Here is a 17,020-nt window from a genome sequence, read left to right as displayed (position 1 = left end):
ACAGTTCAGGTGGGGCTTCTGAGGGAAGGACGATACTTCCAGAAGAGTTGCGCCTGTTTTTATTGATGAAAACCGTTGAAAATGCTGGATTTCTTAGTGTTTTACTAGGAAATAAAAATCGCGTTTACCCCATTTCTCATAGCATCCACTTACAACAACTGCCTCTTTTTGAATTAAAATGATAATAATTTGACAATAATGTAAATTGTACTGAATTCAGGCGTTTTCCATTGATTTGAGGATGCTCTCGGGCTATAATTAATATTGTTTGGCAATTATTTAACAAGGGGGAGAATTAATGTGTAGTTTACTTGAAAATCCAAAAATCCAGGAGCTGGACACTTTTATTGATGACATTCATGCGAAAGAATCTGACCTCATCGAAGTGCTTCATAAGGCTCAAAACCTCTTCGGGTACATCTCAGAAGAACTGGTGGCCCATATCAGTGACAAGATTGGCGTCCCAAGGGCTAAGATTTATGGTGTGGTAAGTTTTTACTCTTATTTCACGACTGAACCTAGAGGTAAGAATGTGATCAATGTCTGCATGGGTACCGCCTGTTTTGTTCGAGGAGCGGATAAGATTCTAAGAGAACTGGAGTCCCAGTTGAGATTGAAATCGGGAGAAACCTCCATTGACGGTATTTATACCATTGATTCCTTGCGCTGTGTAGGAGCTTGTGGATTGGCCCCTGTTGTTATGGTCAATGATAAAGTCTACGGAAGAGTTGAAAGCGCTGATGTAGCAAAAATCATCAGTGAGTGTGAGGTGTAATATGCTAAGAAGTATTGAAGATCTACAGAGAGTAAAAGAGCAGAGCCAAGGCCTTCTCTTCCTGAGAAAGAATGTGGAAGCGGTCACCGGAAAAAGAGAAATCCTCGTGTGTGCGGGAACTGGCTGCCACAGTGCTATGAGTAAAGAAATCGTACAGGAATTCAACAATGAGCTGAAAAAGCGCAATATGTCGGATAAAGCTACGTGCCATATTACAGGTTGTTTCGGATTCTGTGAAAAAGGTCCCATTGTTAAAGTATATCCTGATGATGTATTTTATACTGAAGTGAAGGTTTCCGATGTGGATGATATCATCTCTTCACACCTTATGGAGGGTGAAATTGTTGAACGTCTCCTCTATGTGGATCCCAAGACCAAAAAGAAAATAGATACGCAGCACCATATGGACTTCTATGGTAAACAGAACCGAATTGCTTTAAGAAACTGCGGTCTCATCGATCCTGAAAGAATTGATGAGTATATCGCCAATGATGGATATGTTGCTTTGGCAGATATCCTTGCAAACAAGCAGCCCATCGATGTGGTGAACCATCTGAAAGATTCAGGACTGCGTGGGCGTGGCGGCGGTGGCTATCCTACAGGATCCAAATGGGGTATGACCTTAAGAAGCCCAGGTACAGAAAAGTATATGGTTTGTAATGCCGATGAAGGAGATCCAGGCGCATTTATGGACCGATCCATTCTGGAAGGAGATCCGCACAGCATCATCGAAGCTATGGCCATCGGCGGATTTGCTATCGGTGCAAATAAAGGTATTGTTTATATCAGAGCAGAATATCCCCTGGCCATTAAGAGACTCAAGATTGCCATAGCACAGGCGAAAGAATATAATCTTCTCGGCAAAAACATACTGAATACCGGATTTGATTTTGATCTTGAGATCAAGTATGGCGCAGGTGCTTTTGTATGTGGTGAAGAAACTGCTCTCATTCAGAGTATAGAAGGTCACCGTGGAGAACCTGTATCAAAGCCTCCCTACCCTTCTGAGTCAGGTCTTTTCGGAAAGCCTACCTGTGTAAACAATGTAGAGACTCTTGCGAATGTTCCTGTGATTTTCCAGAAAGGTGCAGAGTGGTATGCTTCCATCGGAACAGAGTTCTCAAAAGGAACCAAAGTATTTGCTTTAGCAGGAAAGATCAACAATGTAGGTCTTGTGGAAGTACCTATGGGCATCACCTTGAGAGAAATCATCTATGAAATCGGTGGTGGCATTAAAGGTGGACATGCTTTCAAGGCGGTCCAGACAGGAGGACCTTCAGGTGGCTGCATCACAGAGAAAGATCTGGATACTCCTATTGACTATGAGTCTTTGAACCGCATCGGATCCATGATGGGTTCAGGTGGAATGATTGTCATGGATGAAGAGAACTGCATGGTGGATATCGCTAAATTCTATCTGGACTTTACGGTAGAAGAATCTTGCGGTAAATGTACTGCATGTAGAGTTGGTAACAAGAGACTTCTTGAAATCCTCGAAAGAATCACTCAAGGAAAAGGTGAAGAAGCGGATCTTGAGAAGCTTAAGAACCTCTCGGAAACCATTAAGGACACCTCATTGTGCGGACTTGGACAGACCGCGCCAAATCCAATCTTAAGCACAATTAAGTTTTTTGAGGATGAATACCGTGCTCATATTATAGAGAAACGATGTCCTTCAGGAGTATGTAGAGACCTGATGCGCTATGTGATTTCAGATGCATGTATCGGCTGTACAAAATGCGCTAGAGCATGTCCAGTAGATGCAATTTCAGGAAAAGTCAGAGAGAAACATGTCATCGATCAGGAAAAATGCATCAAATGTGGTGCTTGTTACACCGCTTGTCCAGTGAAGCCTATTAAGGCAGTTCAAATTGTTTAGGAGGAATCGTTATGGTCAATATCACCATTAATAATAAGGAGATTCAGGTTCCTGCAGATTTCACCATTTTGCAGGCAGCAGAAACTCTGAATATCAAAATCCCTACCCTTTGCCATTTGGACCTTCACAACATCAAGATGGTGAACAAAGTGGCATCCTGCAGAGCTTGTGTTGTGGAAGTGGAAGGAAGAAGAAATCTTGCTCCCGCTTGTTCCACGCCAGTATATGAAGGCATGAAGATCAAGACAGATACCATCCGTTCCATTAAAGCCAGAAGAACCATGGTGGAGCTTCTCATATCCGATCATCCAAAGGATTGTCTGGTGTGCTTGAAGAATCAGGAATGTGAGCTGCAGAAGATTTCAGCAGATTTGGGCATAAAGCAGGTTCATTACGAAGGCGAGATGTCTCTGTTCCCTGTGGATATGTCTTCTAAAGCCATTTATCGCGATTCTTCTAAATGTATACTTTGCAGAAGATGTGAAACCATGTGTAATGAAGTGCAGACGGTACATGCGCTTTCCGGTCTTGACCGTGGGTTTGATACTGTTGTGGGGCCTGCTTTCCACGCACCGCTTGGAGAAACGGTCTGTACATTCTGTGGTCAGTGTGTAGCTGTATGCCCTACTGGCGCACTTGTTGAAATTGACAATGTGTCCAAAGTATGGAATGCACTGGCGGACAAGTCAAAAACAGTGGTTGTGCAAGTGGCTCCTGCTGTGCGTGTAGCCATTGGAGAGCTGTTCGGTCTCGAGCCCGGAGCTGTAGTGACTGGAAAGATGGTCACAGCCCTCAAGAATCTTGGATTCAGTTATGTTTTTGATACGAATTTCGCTGCGGATTTGACCATTATGGAAGAAGCCCATGAGATGATCAATAGGATCCAGAACAATAAAAAGCTGCCAATCCTTACCAGCTGCTGCCCTGCCTGGGTCAAGTTCTTTGAACATCAGTTCCCAGATTTATTGGATATTCCATCCAGCTGCAAGTCCCCTCACGAGATGTTTGGGGCCATCACAAAGCATTACTTCGCAAAGAAGATGAACATCGATCCCAAAGATGTTGTGGTGGTTTCAGTCATGCCTTGTGTAGCGAAGAAATATGAGGCAGAAAGACCAGAGCTTGAATATGGCGGAGTAAAGGACGTGGATGTGGTGATCACCACCAGAGAGCTTGGAAGAATGATCAAAGAAGCTGGAATGAATTTCCTCATGCTGGAAGACTCCGAATATGACAATCCACTAGGAGAATCTTCAGGTGCGGCGCAGATCTTCGGCACCACAGGTGGCGTTATTGAAGCGGCGCTAAGAACCGCAGCAGTTCAGCTCACAGGAGGCGCAATTGATAAGATTGACTACAATGAAGTGCGTGGAATGGAAGGACTCCGTGAGGCAACCGTTGAAATCGGAGACCTCAAACTGAACATCGCCATTGCCAATGGCCTTGGAAACGCCAGAACGCTTCTGGAGAACATCAGAAAAGGAAAGAGCAACTACCATGCCATTGAGATTATGGCTTGTCCTGGAGGCTGTATAGGCGGTGGTGGACAGCCCTACCATCATGGAGACCTGGAGATTCTCAAAGAGAGAGCAAAAGGAATCTATGCCATCGACCAGAGTCAGAGCATCAGAATGTCCCATGAAAATCCATACATTCAGGATCTTTATAAAGAATTCCTCGGAGAACCTGGTGGAGAGATGGCGCACAAGCTTCTGCACACCAAATACTTCGAACGTGAAAAGTAAAAGAATAAAAGACAAAAAGAGCAGCGGTTGCTGCTCTTTTACTTTGAATTTTTTACTTGTTGATGATGTCCTTGAGGTCTTTACCAGCTCTGAATGCTGGCTGCTTGAACTCTGGAATCTGGATCTCTTCGTTGGTCTTAGGATTTCTTCCTACCCTAGCTTTTCTATTCTTAACTTCAAAAGTACCGAAACCGGAAAGCTGTACCTTATCCCCTTCTGTGAGTGCTTCTACGATGCTCTCGATGGTAGCTTTCAGAACCTTTTCAGAATCCTTTTTGGTGAAGTTTGTTTTTTCTGCAATCTTAGTTACGAGTTGTGCTTTATTCATTTACATAGTCCTCCTTATTTCTGAACACAAAGATTATTAAAACAGAATTCACCTTAGAAATCAAGTGCTTCACGAGATTTTGTTCCTGAAGCGTACTCTTTTTTTGAGTTAAAGGGTTTCAAAATACTGCATCAATATTCAGGAACAGGGTCCCGCTCCTAGTGCTTTCTGATCTCTTGAAGAAGATTTCCAATATCTATATGGGTGAAGTTATACTTTTTGTTGCAGAAATGGCAGACCAGTTCTTCTTCCTTATTTTCGTCATAAAGCTTTGTCAGTTCTTCTTCCCCAATGGAGAGGAATGCTTTTTCCACTCTATCTCTTGAACAGTCGCAATAAAGGACAGGTGTGCCTTCTGTGAGAACCTGAAGGTCCATGTCTTCGAAAATAAACTGAAGCACTTCGAGAATGGAATTTCCATCACGAAGCAGTGTGGTCAAGCTTGGGATTTCCTCTAAGCGATACGTGATGAGGTCCGCCAGCATTTCATCCGCACCGGGCATCATCTGTATGATAAAGCCTCCGGACTTCATTACACTGCCGTCTACGTCCACGAGAACGCCTAAAGCCACAGCAGACGGAGTCTGCTCAGAGACAGTATAGTAATAGGCCAGATCTTCTGCGATTTCTCCAGTATAGATGGGGACAGAGCTCACATAGGGCTCTTTCATTCCCAAATCTGTGATTACCGTGAGTTTTCCATCCAGACCAATAATTCCGGAAACATTGAGCTTTCCAAGGTCATTGTGCACCATATCCGCATCGGGATTCACAATATACCCTTTTACCCGTCCCTCGGAACGCCCAGTGATGAGAATGCCACCAGAGATACCGCCACCGTTTATCTGAACGGTGACAGAGTCCTGTTCTCCTTTCAGCATAGAACCCATCATTGCACCAGCGGTTAGCATTCTTCCGTAAGCAGCGGTTGCGGTAGGCATCGTATTGTGGTTTTTCACTGCCTCATTCACGAGCGCAGTCGTCTCAGCAGCAATAATTCTAACGCTGCCTTCTTTAGCCATTGCATGTATCAATTTATCCATTTTGTTCCCTCTTTCTTGCAATAATCGTCCATCGTTCTGTGGTTTGCACCGGTTTGTTTATTGAATAATTGTCATAGAGCTCTATACTTTGGAAACCTGCAGTTTTCAGCATTGATATCAGAACATCTGACTCGTATGCCCGTTCCATATGAAACTCCTCAATACGTTCATAAAGATCTCCATGTGGGACGAAGAAGTTTAATGACATCTCTACAGTATCATTGTCCAGAAAGTTTTCCCACGTATAGACCAGATCATCCGTAGTATATACAAAGTCATTATTTCCGAGAATCTCTTTAATCTTATATGGAGACTGGACATCAAAGATAAATACCCCATCTGCTGTGAGATGGGCAAACACCTTCTTGAACACCTCTTGTACCTGGTTTTCCTCCAGAAGATAATTAAGCGCATCGATGGATGAGGTGACCAGATCAAACTCTTTCCTGAAATCAATCTCGTCCATGGACAGGGCATAGGCTTTATGGTGCAATCCGGCATCGGTGAATTTTGACACTGCTTCAGTAAGCATATCCGGTGACAGATCCACAAGATAGGTTTCCTGAAAATGTCTGGCAATGAGAATCGATAATGTGCCTGTGCCGCATCCAAGGTCCAGATAACGGTTTTTCTTCTCTACGCGTCCTAAAATATAGGATGCAATCTCCTCATAGCAGATATCTTCCTGAATCAGCATATCATAAATTCTTGAAAAATCATGATAACTTTCCATTTCATCACAGTTCCTTCCAACATTACTATATGCAGTTATGATTCTAGTATTTTATCATAAATCACAGTTTTATCCTAGCGTGTAAGAAGTGCAAAAAAAGACTGCTGTTCAGCAGTCTTAATCAGGTATGCTATTGAGATTTCTTTTTTCTCCCTGCCAGGGAATAAACCAGAAATACAAAACCAATGGCGATATACAGGATGCCTTGCAGATAGGCCTGATCCAGGATGAAAAGTACAGCTGCAAAAAGCATCAGAAGTATCACTACGCCTTGGAATAGAAGTAAGCTTTTATCCATAAATATCCCTCTATTCGTCTATAATATGTAATTATAGGCTCATTAGAAAGGATGTCAATATGGAAATTATGATATATTCAGATTTTTATCATTCTCTTCAGAATCCTCATCTTTTTCGGATAAATCGTTTACAGAATACACTTTCTGTATGGAAGATGATGAAACCTCATAGGCAATTTTATCTTCCGTCCGTCCATCCGGATAGGTTTTTGTGTATCCTCGGGATTGGAGCCTTCCTGTGATTTTCAGCATATCCCCTACCTGCATGTTTTTCGTGTACTTCGCATTCCGCCCCCAGGCAATGACTGGAATATAGTCTGTCTTATTGAACTGTCTGTTCACAGCCAGCAATAAATCAGTAATTTCTCTGCCAAATGGTGTCATCCTATAGATGGGATCCTTGCAGATATATCCTGTGAGCTCTATGAGATTGGGCTCTTCTGCATGGAGTTCCGGAAATTCAAGATCTCTGGCAAAGACAGTGAGGAGCAGTTTGTTTTTTGATCCGACCACCTTGTTGTAGCTTCTGAGCTGCCCGGTGATTTTCGTGTATTGTTCCAGGAGGCTGTCGTTCTCAGGCAGCAGCTTCTTGGATATGGTTATGTTTAAAATATCCTTTGAATCACTTAACCGGTTTACAGAGAATAATCCGGTATAGAACTCTTCCCCAAAGAGCTCATGGCTGAATTCAGGTGGCTGTACAAAAAGACCTTCCAGGATGACAATGTTATCATTTGTTTCTTCCAAGTTGCAATTCCCCCCATTTGTTCCATATACATGTCACTTTTGTAAAAGTTCTACATTTAATTATAACAAACTTGTATTCGATTACAAGTCATCTCTGAAATATATCATAAAAATATGGAATTATTTCACAAAGGCTTCTCATACTTTTGCAGTTGTCATGACCGTGTTTTTTGAGTATCATGGAAATAGTGTTAAGGAGGAGATTATGGACAACGCTTTAGCAGAGAATAAACTACTCATTTTGTATACATTGAATCAGTCTAAACTGATTCTTACGAAAACTCAGTTTTCAAATATTATTCTGGAATGCATGTACATCAATTATTTTGAACTGCAGCAGTACATTGAAGAACTCATAAAGACTGGACTGGTGCTTCTGGATGTTGTTCATGACAAGGAAGCAGTGGTGATTTCAGATCAGGGAAAAAGTGTTCTTGGTATGTTTCAGGACAGGATTCCAGACCGGAAGAAAAAGGTCATCGATACGTACCTCACTGAAAACATCAACCATTTAATCCGGGAGACCACCATTACTCATGAAATCAGTGAAGGTCCTCACGGCGCCTTCCAGGTGATATTGAGTGCCTTTGAAAACAAAGATGAGCTGATACGGATCAGTATGATAGTGCCAACGAAAGAGACAGCAGAAAAATCCGTTCAGACCTGGAAGAAAGAGTCTACAAAGATTTATGAACTTCTTTATAAGGAGCTCAGTAAAAAAGGACAGTAGAAAAAGTCCGGAGGAAGCAGCATGACTGTATTCCTCCGGACTTTACTCGTTTTAAACTGATTTCGTGTCCGCTTTCCAAGTATTCTCTACAGCGGTCCTCATATCTCCGATGGTGTAGAGTGAGCCTGTGGAGAGGATAAGATCTCCTTCCGTAAAGTCCTCCACAGCTTTTTTATAGGCTTCTTCCACTGTATGGCGAAGAAAGTATGGTTTTCCAGGTGGAATATAAGACGCCAGTTCCGTCTCTGGAAGTGCCCGGAAATCATCTGGTGTATGAAGATAGCATATTGCTGCAGCCCCTGCAAGGAGCTTTGTGACGGCTGATACATCCTTATCTTTCAGCATGCCCAGCAGAAGCAAAATTCTTTGTTGGGGGAAATAGGACTGGATACTTTCCACGAGCCGAGATGCTCCATCCTCATTATGAGCCCCATCCATAATGGTGAAAGGTGTCGTATGAACGACCTCCATTCGGCCAATCCAAGTCACTGTTTCCAGTGATTTTTTTATGGATTCCACAGTCAGCTTTTGGTAGCCTGACTTTTGAAGTGTCAGCAGAGCTTTCACTGAAGTGGCTGCATTCTCCAGCTGATAGGTGCCAAGAAGATTCAGTCTCACAGTAAAAGGCGGAATGCCATCCATCCGAAGACAGATTTTTTGTTTGGATCCTTCCAGTTCTAAAAATTCATACATGGCCGGTTCGATGAAAGTGATGTCTGTTTTCTTTTCAGCCGCAGCACTGTCGAGTACCTCTCTGACTTCTTGTTTTTGTGAGGAAGCAATCACTGGAGCTGATTTTATGATGCCAGCTTTATGGAAGGCGATTTCACGAAGCGTGTCTCCCAGCTGACTCACATGGTCCTTGGAAATGGAAGTGATCACCGATAATATGGGAAAGAGCACATTGGTGGCATCGTATCGCCCTCCTATTCCAACCTCTATGACGCAGATATCCACATTTTTTTCTTTGAAGTACATGAAAGCCATGGCAGTGACCACTTCAAATTCCGAAGGATGACCGAAGTCTTCCTGTAGAAGAGTTTCAATGCCTTTTTGGACGATGCTGTAGTATTCAATAACTTCTTCTTCTTTGATCAAGTCTCCATTTACAGCAATTCTTTCTCTGAATTCAATGATATAAGGTGACGTGAACAGTCCAGCCGTATATCCGCTGGTGGTGAGGCTGTGTGCAATCATTTTGGAGACGGATCCTTTTCCATTTGTGCCTGCCACATGAACACATCGCAGCGTGTTCTGTGGATTACCAAGAAGTTCCATGAACCTCTCCATTCTCTTCAGATCATTTTCTTTTTTTCTTCTAGGAATACTATGCAGATTCTGTAATGTTTCCTGATAATTCAAGGTGTTCACCAAATTCCTTCCATTTTTCTATCTCTATTATAATGAACTCTGCCATAGAATCAAGAAGAAGGAAGATGTTTCCATCTTCCCTCCCAGTTCTTAGCTTAAAGCGCCAATTCTTTCAAGGACCGCGTCCAGCATGGACTGGTACTTCTCCCCTTTGGCTCTCTCTTCCTGAACCACATCTTCTTTTGCATTGGCCAGGAATTTTTCGTTGTTCAGTTTTTTGCTGACGCGCTCGATTTCAGACTGCAGTTTCTGTTTTTCTTTTTCGAGACGTTCCAGTTCTTTTTCTCTGTCCACAAGATCCAAAAGCGGAATATAGATTTTCGCCGTAGACGTGACGAGAGTTACGCTGCCCTCTTCTTCAGGAGCTTTCTCAAGTAAGGTGATGTCCTCTGCATAAGCAAGCTTCATCAGGTAGTCTCTTGAGCTTTTGAAGGCCTCTTCCTTTCCGCTGTTTGGCAGAATGTTCAGCATGGTCTTTCTCTTATTTGGCACGTTCATTTCAGCTCGGAGATTTCGGATGCTCTTGATGGCTTCAATGATTCCACTCATGGTGTCTTCAATGGCAGGATCCATGAACATTTTCTCTGCTTCTGGCCATGGTGCCTTCATGATGGTTTCTTCATCGTTCAGGAAGGAGTAGATCTCTTCAGTGATAAAAGGCATGGTTGGATGAAGAAGCTTCAAGGATTTGATGAGCACTTCGCGGATTACGCGGTAGCTGATTCCCTTCTCCTCATCGGTTCCATTATAGAATACTGGTTTCACCAGTTCGATATACCAGTCACAAAGCTCATTCCAGATAAAGTCATAGACTTTTGCCAGAGCAATGCCAAGCTCGAACTTTTCAAAGTTCTCCGTGACTTCCTCGATCAGATGATTCATCTTGGACAGGATCCAGCGGTCAGCCAAGCTGTAGTTCTCGCTGTCTTTATAGGTTTCAAGCAGGGTGTCATCCAGGTTCATGAGTACAAATCTGGAAGCATTCCATAGTTTATTGGCAAAGTTTCTTGCGGCTTCTACACGTTCAGGGTAGAAACGGATGTCGCTTCCAGGTGCATTTCCTGTAATCAGCATGAATCTCAAGGCGTCTGCACCATACTCATCGATGGTGAGAAGCGGATCCACGCCGTTGCCTAAGGACTTACTCATCTTTCTGCCCTGGGAATCTCTCACGATACCATGAATAAAGACAGTATCAAATGGGATCTCCTTCATGTTGTAAAGTCCGGAGAACATCATTCTCATGACCCAGAATGGAATGATATCATACCCGGTGACCAGGGTCGATGTTGGATAGAAATATTTGAGATCTTCTGTTTCATTGGGCCATCCCAGTGTGGAAAATGGCCATAGAGCAGAACTGAACCAGGTATCCAGCACATCTTCCTCTTCTCTGAGATTTGTGCTTCCGCATTTTTTGCAGGAAGTAGGAGCATCATTGGATACATTGATTTCATGGCAGTCATCACAGTACCAGACTGGAATTCGATGTCCCCACCACAGCTGTCTGGAAATACACCAGTCCTGAATATTCTCCAGCCAGTGGAAATATGTTTTCTCAAAACGTTCTGGGACAAAGTTTGTTTTTCTTGATTTTACCGCTTCAATGGCAGGTCCTGCCAGAGGCTTCATCTCTACGTACCACTGTTTGGACATGATAGGTTCGATGACTGTTCCGCATCGGTCATGGGTATTCACGTTATGAACATGAGGCTGGATTTTTTCCAAAAGACCAAGTTCTTCCATGTCCTTGACAATGGCTTTTCTTGCTTCATATCTGTCCATTCCTTGGTATTTTCCGCCCAGTTCGTTGACAACACCACGGTCATCCAGTACTTTAATGGCTTCCAGATGATGTCTGGCACCTACATGGAAGTCATTAGGATCATGGGCGGGCGTAATCTTTACGCAACCTGTTCCAAACTCCTTGTCTACATACTCATCAGCCACAATGGGAATGATCCGGTTCATGAGGGGCAGTGTGAGGGTTTTTCCAACCAGGTGCTGGAACCGTTCATCCTCTGGATGAACAGCAACAGCCGTATCGCCCAGCATGGTTTCCGGTCTTGTGGTGGCAATGACCAGGTATCCAGTTCCATCTGTCAGAGGATATCTGAAATGCCAGAAGTTGCCTTGTGTCTCCACATATTCAATTTCTGCATCTGAAAGAGCTGTCTGGCACTTTGGACACCAGTTGGTGATTCTGTCTCCACGGTAGATCAGCCCATCATTATACAGCTTTACAAAAACCTCACGGACTGCTCTGGAAAGATTATCATCCATGGTGAAGGCTTCTCTTGTGAAATCACAGGAAGAACCCAGTTTCTTAACTTGATCTCTGATCTTTCCGCGATATTCTTCGGACCATTCATAGACCTTTTCGAGGAAAGCTTCTCGGCCGATTTCTTTTTTTACGATGCCTTCTTTCAGAAGCTCATTTTCCACCCGGACCTCTGTGGCAATGGATGCATGATCTTCTCCGGGAAGCCATAAGGTCTCAAAACCCTGCATTCTCTTGAATCTGATGAGCATATCCTGAAGTGTGAGATCCAGCGCATGACCCATGTGCAGTTTTCCTGTGATATTTGGTGGTGGCATCACAATGGTGTACGGTTTTTTATCCGGATTCACCTTGGCTGTGAAGTAGTCCTTCTTCAGCCAGTGTTCATAGATTCTTTTCTCAAAATCCTTTGGGTTGTACGTTGTGTTGAGATTTTTCTTTTCCATAATTTCCTCCTAGTGAATTCCTCTGTCCCACATGGACAGAAAATGTACAAACATAGCTATATGCATACTGAAAAATGTGTATAAAAAAAGAGTCTTCATCCTGTAAAAGGACGAAGACTCGCGGTACCACCTTTATTCCCACTTCCATGGGCTCTCAAAACATAACGGTTGGGAACAACCGTCTGGACTTACAGATAAAAGTTCAGTCCAGAAGCTCAAAAGCTACCTTCTCCACGGTTCAAATGAGAAAACCTTTCAGCCTAGGGTTTTCCTCTCTGGCACATCCTCATGGATACTCCTCTTTTTCAGCGCATTTCACATATATTCTAATTATATCTGCCTCTTGAGGATTGTCAAGCGGTTTTCCGTTGCATCGATGTCTTGGTTCTTTTGGTTCTTTTCCAGATTCTTGAAGGCAATGGAGAGCATGAGCTTGATTCGGTTCAGCTGATTCACCTCGCTGGCGCCTGGATCATAATCGATGGCTGTGATGTTCACATTCTCATTTTCCTCACGGAGCTTTTTGATGACCCCTTTTCCGGTGATGTGATTTGGAAGACAGGCAAAGGGCTGCATGCAGATGATGTTCTCCACTCCTTCTTCAATGAGCTCCAGCATCTCACCCGTCAGAAACCATCCTTCACCCGTCTGATTTCCAATCTGAACAATATCTTTTGTGATCGCTGCAAGATGTTCAATCCTGCTGGGTGCATGGAACCTTTTAGAATCAGCAAGAGCTTCTTTCATTGGTTTTCGGATACTTTCAATCAGTCCGATGACAGCTTTACTTGCCATGGCCTTCCCAAGACTGAGATGCAGCTCCTCATGCTTTGCTACATTATTGTAGGCACAATAGAGAAGAAAATCTGTCAGGTCCGGCATCACAGCTTCGCAACCGTTCTCTTCAATGACCTGAACAACAGAGTTGTTGGCCGTAGGATGGAATTTCACAAGAATTTCTCCCACAAGACCCACCTTAGGCTTTACCGTCTCTTTCAGCTCCAGGGTATCAAAAAGATCCACGATTCTTCGGACTTGCATCTTGAAGGAAGAAAGCGTTGGGTTTTTAAGAACTTCTTCCACTTCCAGGCTCATGGTCTCGTAGAGCGCATTGGCAGAACCTTTGATGACTTCATAGGGACGGACCCGATAAAGGACTCTCATAAGAAGATCGCCATACAGCAGCGCCTGAAGAGCACCGCTCAGTGTTTTCAGATCCAGTTTCATTCCGGGATGTTTTTCAAACTGCTGAACAGACAAAGGAATCACTGGGATTTGAGAAAATCCAGCGTCTTTCAGTGCTTTTCTGAGAAATGCCACATAATTTGTAGCCCGGCAGCCGCCTCCTGTCTGCGTGATGAGGCAGGATGTGTTGTTGACATCATACTCCCCACTTTTCAGCGCTTTGATCATCTGCCCTACCACCAGAATGGAGGGATAGCAGGCATCATTATTGACATACTTCAGGCCTTCATCCACTGCTGCGAAGTCCGTATCCGGAAGCACCACCACATGGAAGCCCTGGTGCTTGAGCACAGCTTCCACGAATCGGAAATGTATCGGAGACATCTGGGGACAAAGGATGGTATGCTTTTCTTTCATTTCTTTGGTGAAGATAGGCCGGTCATAGGTCAGCGGCGTATCGGTTGAATGGATTTCATTGCGGATCCGTTCTTCCATGGTTGCCTTGAGTGACCGGATTCTTATCCTTGCAGCACCAAGATTGTTCCCCTCATCAATCTTCAGGAGGGTGAACAGTTTATTTTTGCTTCTGAGAATCTCTTCTACCTGATCACTGGTTACTGCATCAAGACCACAGCCGAAACTTGTGAGCTGAACGAGCTCCAGATTCTCTTTTTTGCTGACAAAGGCAGCCGCACGGTAGAGCCTGTTGTGGTAGGTCCACTGATCCACCACACGCAGTGGCCGTTCTACCTGAGACAGATGCGCCACGGAGTCTTCTGTCAGCACCGCCATCCCCTGCTCTATGATCAGATTCGGAATGCCATGATGCACTTCTGGATCCACATGGTAAGGTCTTCCTGCAAGAACGATGCCTTTATGACCCGTTTCATCCAGATACCGGACCACTTCCTCCCCTTTCTGTCGGATATCCTTCTTATAGGATTCCACCTCAATGTACCCTCTTCTCACAGCTTCCTTTACTTCAGAAAGAGTGATGGAGTAGTGCTTTGAAAGGACGTCGTACAGTTTTTTCGAAAGATGTTTCCGATCCTGAAGGTTCAGGAATGGATGAAGAAATTTCACATGGTTTAAGTGAAGTACATCCATATTGTTTTTGATCACTTCTGGGTAAGAGGTAACCACAGGACAGTTATAGTGGTTGCTGGCACCTGTGTCCTCTTTCTCCTCGTAGGGGATACAGGGATAGAAAATAAAATCTACGTTCTTCTCCGCCAAGGAAGCAATATGTCCATGGGTCAGCTTTCCAGGATAACATACAGATTCTGATGGTATGCTGCTCATCCCTTTTTCATAAAGAGTCTTGGAGGAAGCAGGTGAAAGCACCACACGGAATTTCAGACTGTCAAAAAAAGCGGCCCAGAATGGATAGTTCTCAAAAAGGTTCAGCACCCTTGGAATGCCCACAGTACCCCTGCTCTCCTCCACTTTTGTAGAGGGTTTGTAGCGGAAAGTTCTCTGGTATTTGTAGTCATAAAGGTTTGGGAGTTTTTCACGTGCATTTTTGGAGGCCAGTGGTCTTTCACAGCGGTTTCCAGTAATATACTCCTCCTGTCCTTCTTTAAAGAAGGTAATGGTCAGAGGACAGTGGTTATTGCAAAGCTTACATCTTCGCATTTCGGTTTTGGGATGAAGGGCGTCGAGTTCTCTTAAAGAAATTAGAGTGGTTTCTTTGCCGGTATAGCGATCCCTTGATATTTTTGCTGCGCCAAAGGCACCCATGAGTCCTGCAATATCCGGACGAACGGCTTCCCTTTCAGAAATAAGCTCGAAAGCACGGAGAACGCTGTCATTGTAGAAGGTGCCACCTTGTACAATGATCTTCTCTCCCATGGATTTAGGGTCTCTGGCTTTTATGACTTTAAAAAGCGCATTTTTGATGACAGAATAAGAAAGCCCAGCGCTGATATCAGAAAGACTTGCACCTTCTTTCTGGGCTTGTTTTACTCTGGAGTTCATGAAAACAGTACATCTGGAGCCAAGATCCACGGGTTCAGAGGAAGACACTGCAGCTTTCGCAAAGTTCATCACACTGCTTCCCAGGGATTCTGCAAAACTCTCAATAAAGGATCCGCATCCTGAGGAGCAGGCTTCATTCAGAAGAATGGAATCGATGGCACCATCTTTGATCCGGAGGCACTTCATATCCTGTCCACCAATATCCAAGATGAAATCCACTCCTGGAAGAAAGTGGTTTGCAGCCTCGTAGTGGGCAATGGTTTCGATCTCCCCAGTGTCAATCCCCAGCCCTGCCTTCAGGAGTCCTTCGCCGTAACCCGTTACCGTTGAATGGGCGATATGAACATCATCCGGCAGTAGATGATAAAGTTCCTTCAGAACTTTCAGAATCTCTTGTAGAGGGTCACCCTGATTGCTTCCGTAATAGGAGTACAGGATATTGAGGTCCTCATCGGTGAGCACCACCTTGCTTGTGGTGGAGCCTGAGTCAATGCCTAAAAAAGCAGCTCCTTTATGAGAGGCAAGCGGTTTTCTTATGGCACGTGCGCTGTGATGTCTTTCCTGGAATGCCTGGTAATCATCTTCATTCTGAAACAGTGCGGGAAGTCTGTGGACTTCTTTCTGGAATACATCTTTCAGTTTTCCTGCTCTTTCCATCAGAAGGTTCAGCTGATGAGGATAATTTCCTTCAGAGCTTAAAGCAGCGCCTAAGGCGACATAGAGCTCCGCATTTTCTGGTTCCAGGATATCTTCCGGCGTCAGATGAAGAGTCTCTATGAAGCGTTTTCGCAGCTCTGGGAGAAAATGCAGTGGTCCTCCAAGAAAAGCAATCTTTCCTTCAATTTTTCTTCCGCAGGCAAGACCGGAGATGGTCTGATTCACTACTGCCTGAAAGATGGAGGCAGCCAGATCTTCTTTTCTTGCTCCTTCATTGAGCAGAGGCTGAAGATCTGTTTTTGCAAACACACCACATCGTGCGGCAATGGGATAAATATAGGTGGCATTTTCTGCCAGGTGGTTCAGTCCCTGGGCATCTGTTTTGAGAAGAGCGGCCATCTGGTCGATGAAAGCGCCGGTACCACCGGCACAGGTGCCGTTCATTCTCTGCTCTACAGAACCTTTGAAATAGGTGATTTTTGCATCTTCTCCTCCCAGCTCGATGGCAACATCTGTATCAGGAATTATGGCTTCTACAGCCTTTGTCGATGCGATCACTTCCTGGATGAAGTCGATTTTCAGCCAAGAAGAAACAGACAGACCACCGGAGCCTGTCACAGCCACATGTATTTCTCTGTCTCCAAAGGCAGCGTGGATCTTTTGCATAACATTCACCACGGTACTTCTGATATCTGAAAAATGACGTTCATACGAATGGTAGATCATCCGATGATTTTTATCTGTAACAACAGCTTTTACTGTTGTGGATCCAACGTCCAGTCCTAAATATAATTTATCCAGCATGAACACTCACCTGCTCCGTCT

The 17,020-nt window shown here is 44.1% G+C and carries 12 protein-coding genes and 1 other annotated feature; of the genes, 4 read left to right on the top strand and 8 right to left on the bottom strand.

Annotation, left to right across the window (positions count from 1 at the left end; all coding sequences use genetic code 11):
• The first annotated feature begins 298 nt into the window (after positions 1-298).
• From T487_RS0107585 to T487_RS0107575, 3 genes are read left to right on the top strand one after another with little or no spacing between them, the layout of a single operon-like run.
• Positions 299-775, top strand: a complete 477-nt coding sequence (locus tag T487_RS0107585; protein WP_031576071.1) for an NADH-quinone oxidoreductase subunit NuoE family protein — start codon at positions 299-301, stop codon at positions 773-775.
• A gap of 1 nt (position 776) precedes the next feature.
• Positions 777-2,654 (top strand): NADH-quinone oxidoreductase subunit NuoF, encoded by a 1,878-nt coding sequence (locus T487_RS0107580; protein ID WP_031576068.1) that lies wholly within the window; start codon positions 777-779, stop codon positions 2,652-2,654.
• A 5-nt stretch (positions 2,655-2,659) separates the two neighbouring features.
• Positions 2,660-4,399, top strand: a complete 1,740-nt coding sequence (locus T487_RS0107575) for an NADH-dependent [FeFe] hydrogenase, group A6 (protein WP_031576066.1) — start codon at positions 2,660-2,662, stop codon at positions 4,397-4,399.
• A gap of 52 nt (positions 4,400-4,451) precedes the next feature.
• On the opposite strand, the gene T487_RS0107570 is transcribed toward T487_RS0107575, so the two are convergent.
• The 5 genes from T487_RS0107570 to T487_RS0107550 form a co-directional block, all read right to left on the bottom strand.
• On the bottom strand, positions 4,452-4,727 hold the full coding sequence (locus tag T487_RS0107570; RefSeq protein WP_031576063.1) for an HU family DNA-binding protein: 276 nt from the start codon (positions 4,725-4,727) through the stop codon (positions 4,452-4,454).
• Positions 4,728-4,885: 158 nt separating this feature from the next.
• Entirely contained in the window at positions 4,886-5,770 is an 885-nt protein-coding gene (gene hslO / locus T487_RS0107565) for an Hsp33 family molecular chaperone HslO (protein ID WP_031576060.1), read from the bottom strand.
• Positions 5,763-6,503, bottom strand: coding sequence for a class I SAM-dependent DNA methyltransferase (locus tag T487_RS0107560; RefSeq protein ID WP_031576058.1), 741 nt, complete (start codon positions 6,501-6,503; stop codon positions 5,763-5,765). The genes hslO and T487_RS0107560 overlap by 8 nt, the downstream gene beginning before the upstream one ends.
• A 130-nt stretch (positions 6,504-6,633) precedes the next feature.
• Entirely contained in the window at positions 6,634-6,801 is a 168-nt protein-coding gene (locus T487_RS16425; protein WP_155953255.1) for a hypothetical protein, read from the bottom strand.
• 66 nt (positions 6,802-6,867) lie between these two features.
• Positions 6,868-7,548, bottom strand: a complete 681-nt coding sequence (locus T487_RS0107550; protein WP_031576056.1) for a single-stranded DNA-binding protein — start codon at positions 7,546-7,548, stop codon at positions 6,868-6,870.
• A 205-nt stretch (positions 7,549-7,753) separates the two neighbouring features.
• Here T487_RS0107550 and T487_RS0107545 point away from each other — a divergent pair, with 205 nt between their 5' ends.
• Positions 7,754-8,278, top strand: coding sequence for a DUF4364 family protein (locus tag T487_RS0107545; RefSeq protein ID WP_051651590.1), 525 nt, complete (start codon positions 7,754-7,756; stop codon positions 8,276-8,278).
• A gap of 51 nt (positions 8,279-8,329) precedes the next feature.
• Here T487_RS0107545 and T487_RS0107540 read toward each other — a convergent pair whose 3' ends face one another.
• The 3 genes from T487_RS0107540 to T487_RS0107530 all read right to left on the bottom strand — a co-directional run bounded on the left by T487_RS0107540 (position 8,330) and on the right by T487_RS0107530 (position 16,999).
• Positions 8,330-9,568 (bottom strand): bifunctional folylpolyglutamate synthase/dihydrofolate synthase, encoded by a 1,239-nt coding sequence (locus T487_RS0107540; protein WP_155953254.1) that lies wholly within the window; start codon positions 9,566-9,568, stop codon positions 8,330-8,332.
• A gap of 171 nt (positions 9,569-9,739) precedes the next feature.
• Positions 9,740-12,376 (bottom strand): valine--tRNA ligase, encoded by a 2,637-nt coding sequence (locus T487_RS0107535; protein ID WP_036909299.1) that lies wholly within the window; start codon positions 12,374-12,376, stop codon positions 9,740-9,742.
• 103 nt (positions 12,377-12,479) lie between these two features.
• Positions 12,480-12,694, bottom strand: a binding site (T-box leader).
• Between the two features lie 12 nt (positions 12,695-12,706).
• Positions 12,707-16,999, bottom strand: a complete 4,293-nt coding sequence (locus T487_RS0107530) for a 2-hydroxyacyl-CoA dehydratase (protein ID WP_031576045.1) — start codon at positions 16,997-16,999, stop codon at positions 12,707-12,709.
• Positions 17,000-17,020: the final 21 nt, after the last annotated feature.

This window comes from Proteiniclasticum ruminis DSM 24773, from assembly GCF_000701905.1.
Lineage (GTDB): Bacteria > Bacillota > Clostridia > Clostridiales > Clostridiaceae > Proteiniclasticum > Proteiniclasticum ruminis.
The sequence above is the reverse complement of the archived record's forward strand: the minus strand, read 5'-3'. Positions and strand labels throughout refer to the sequence as shown.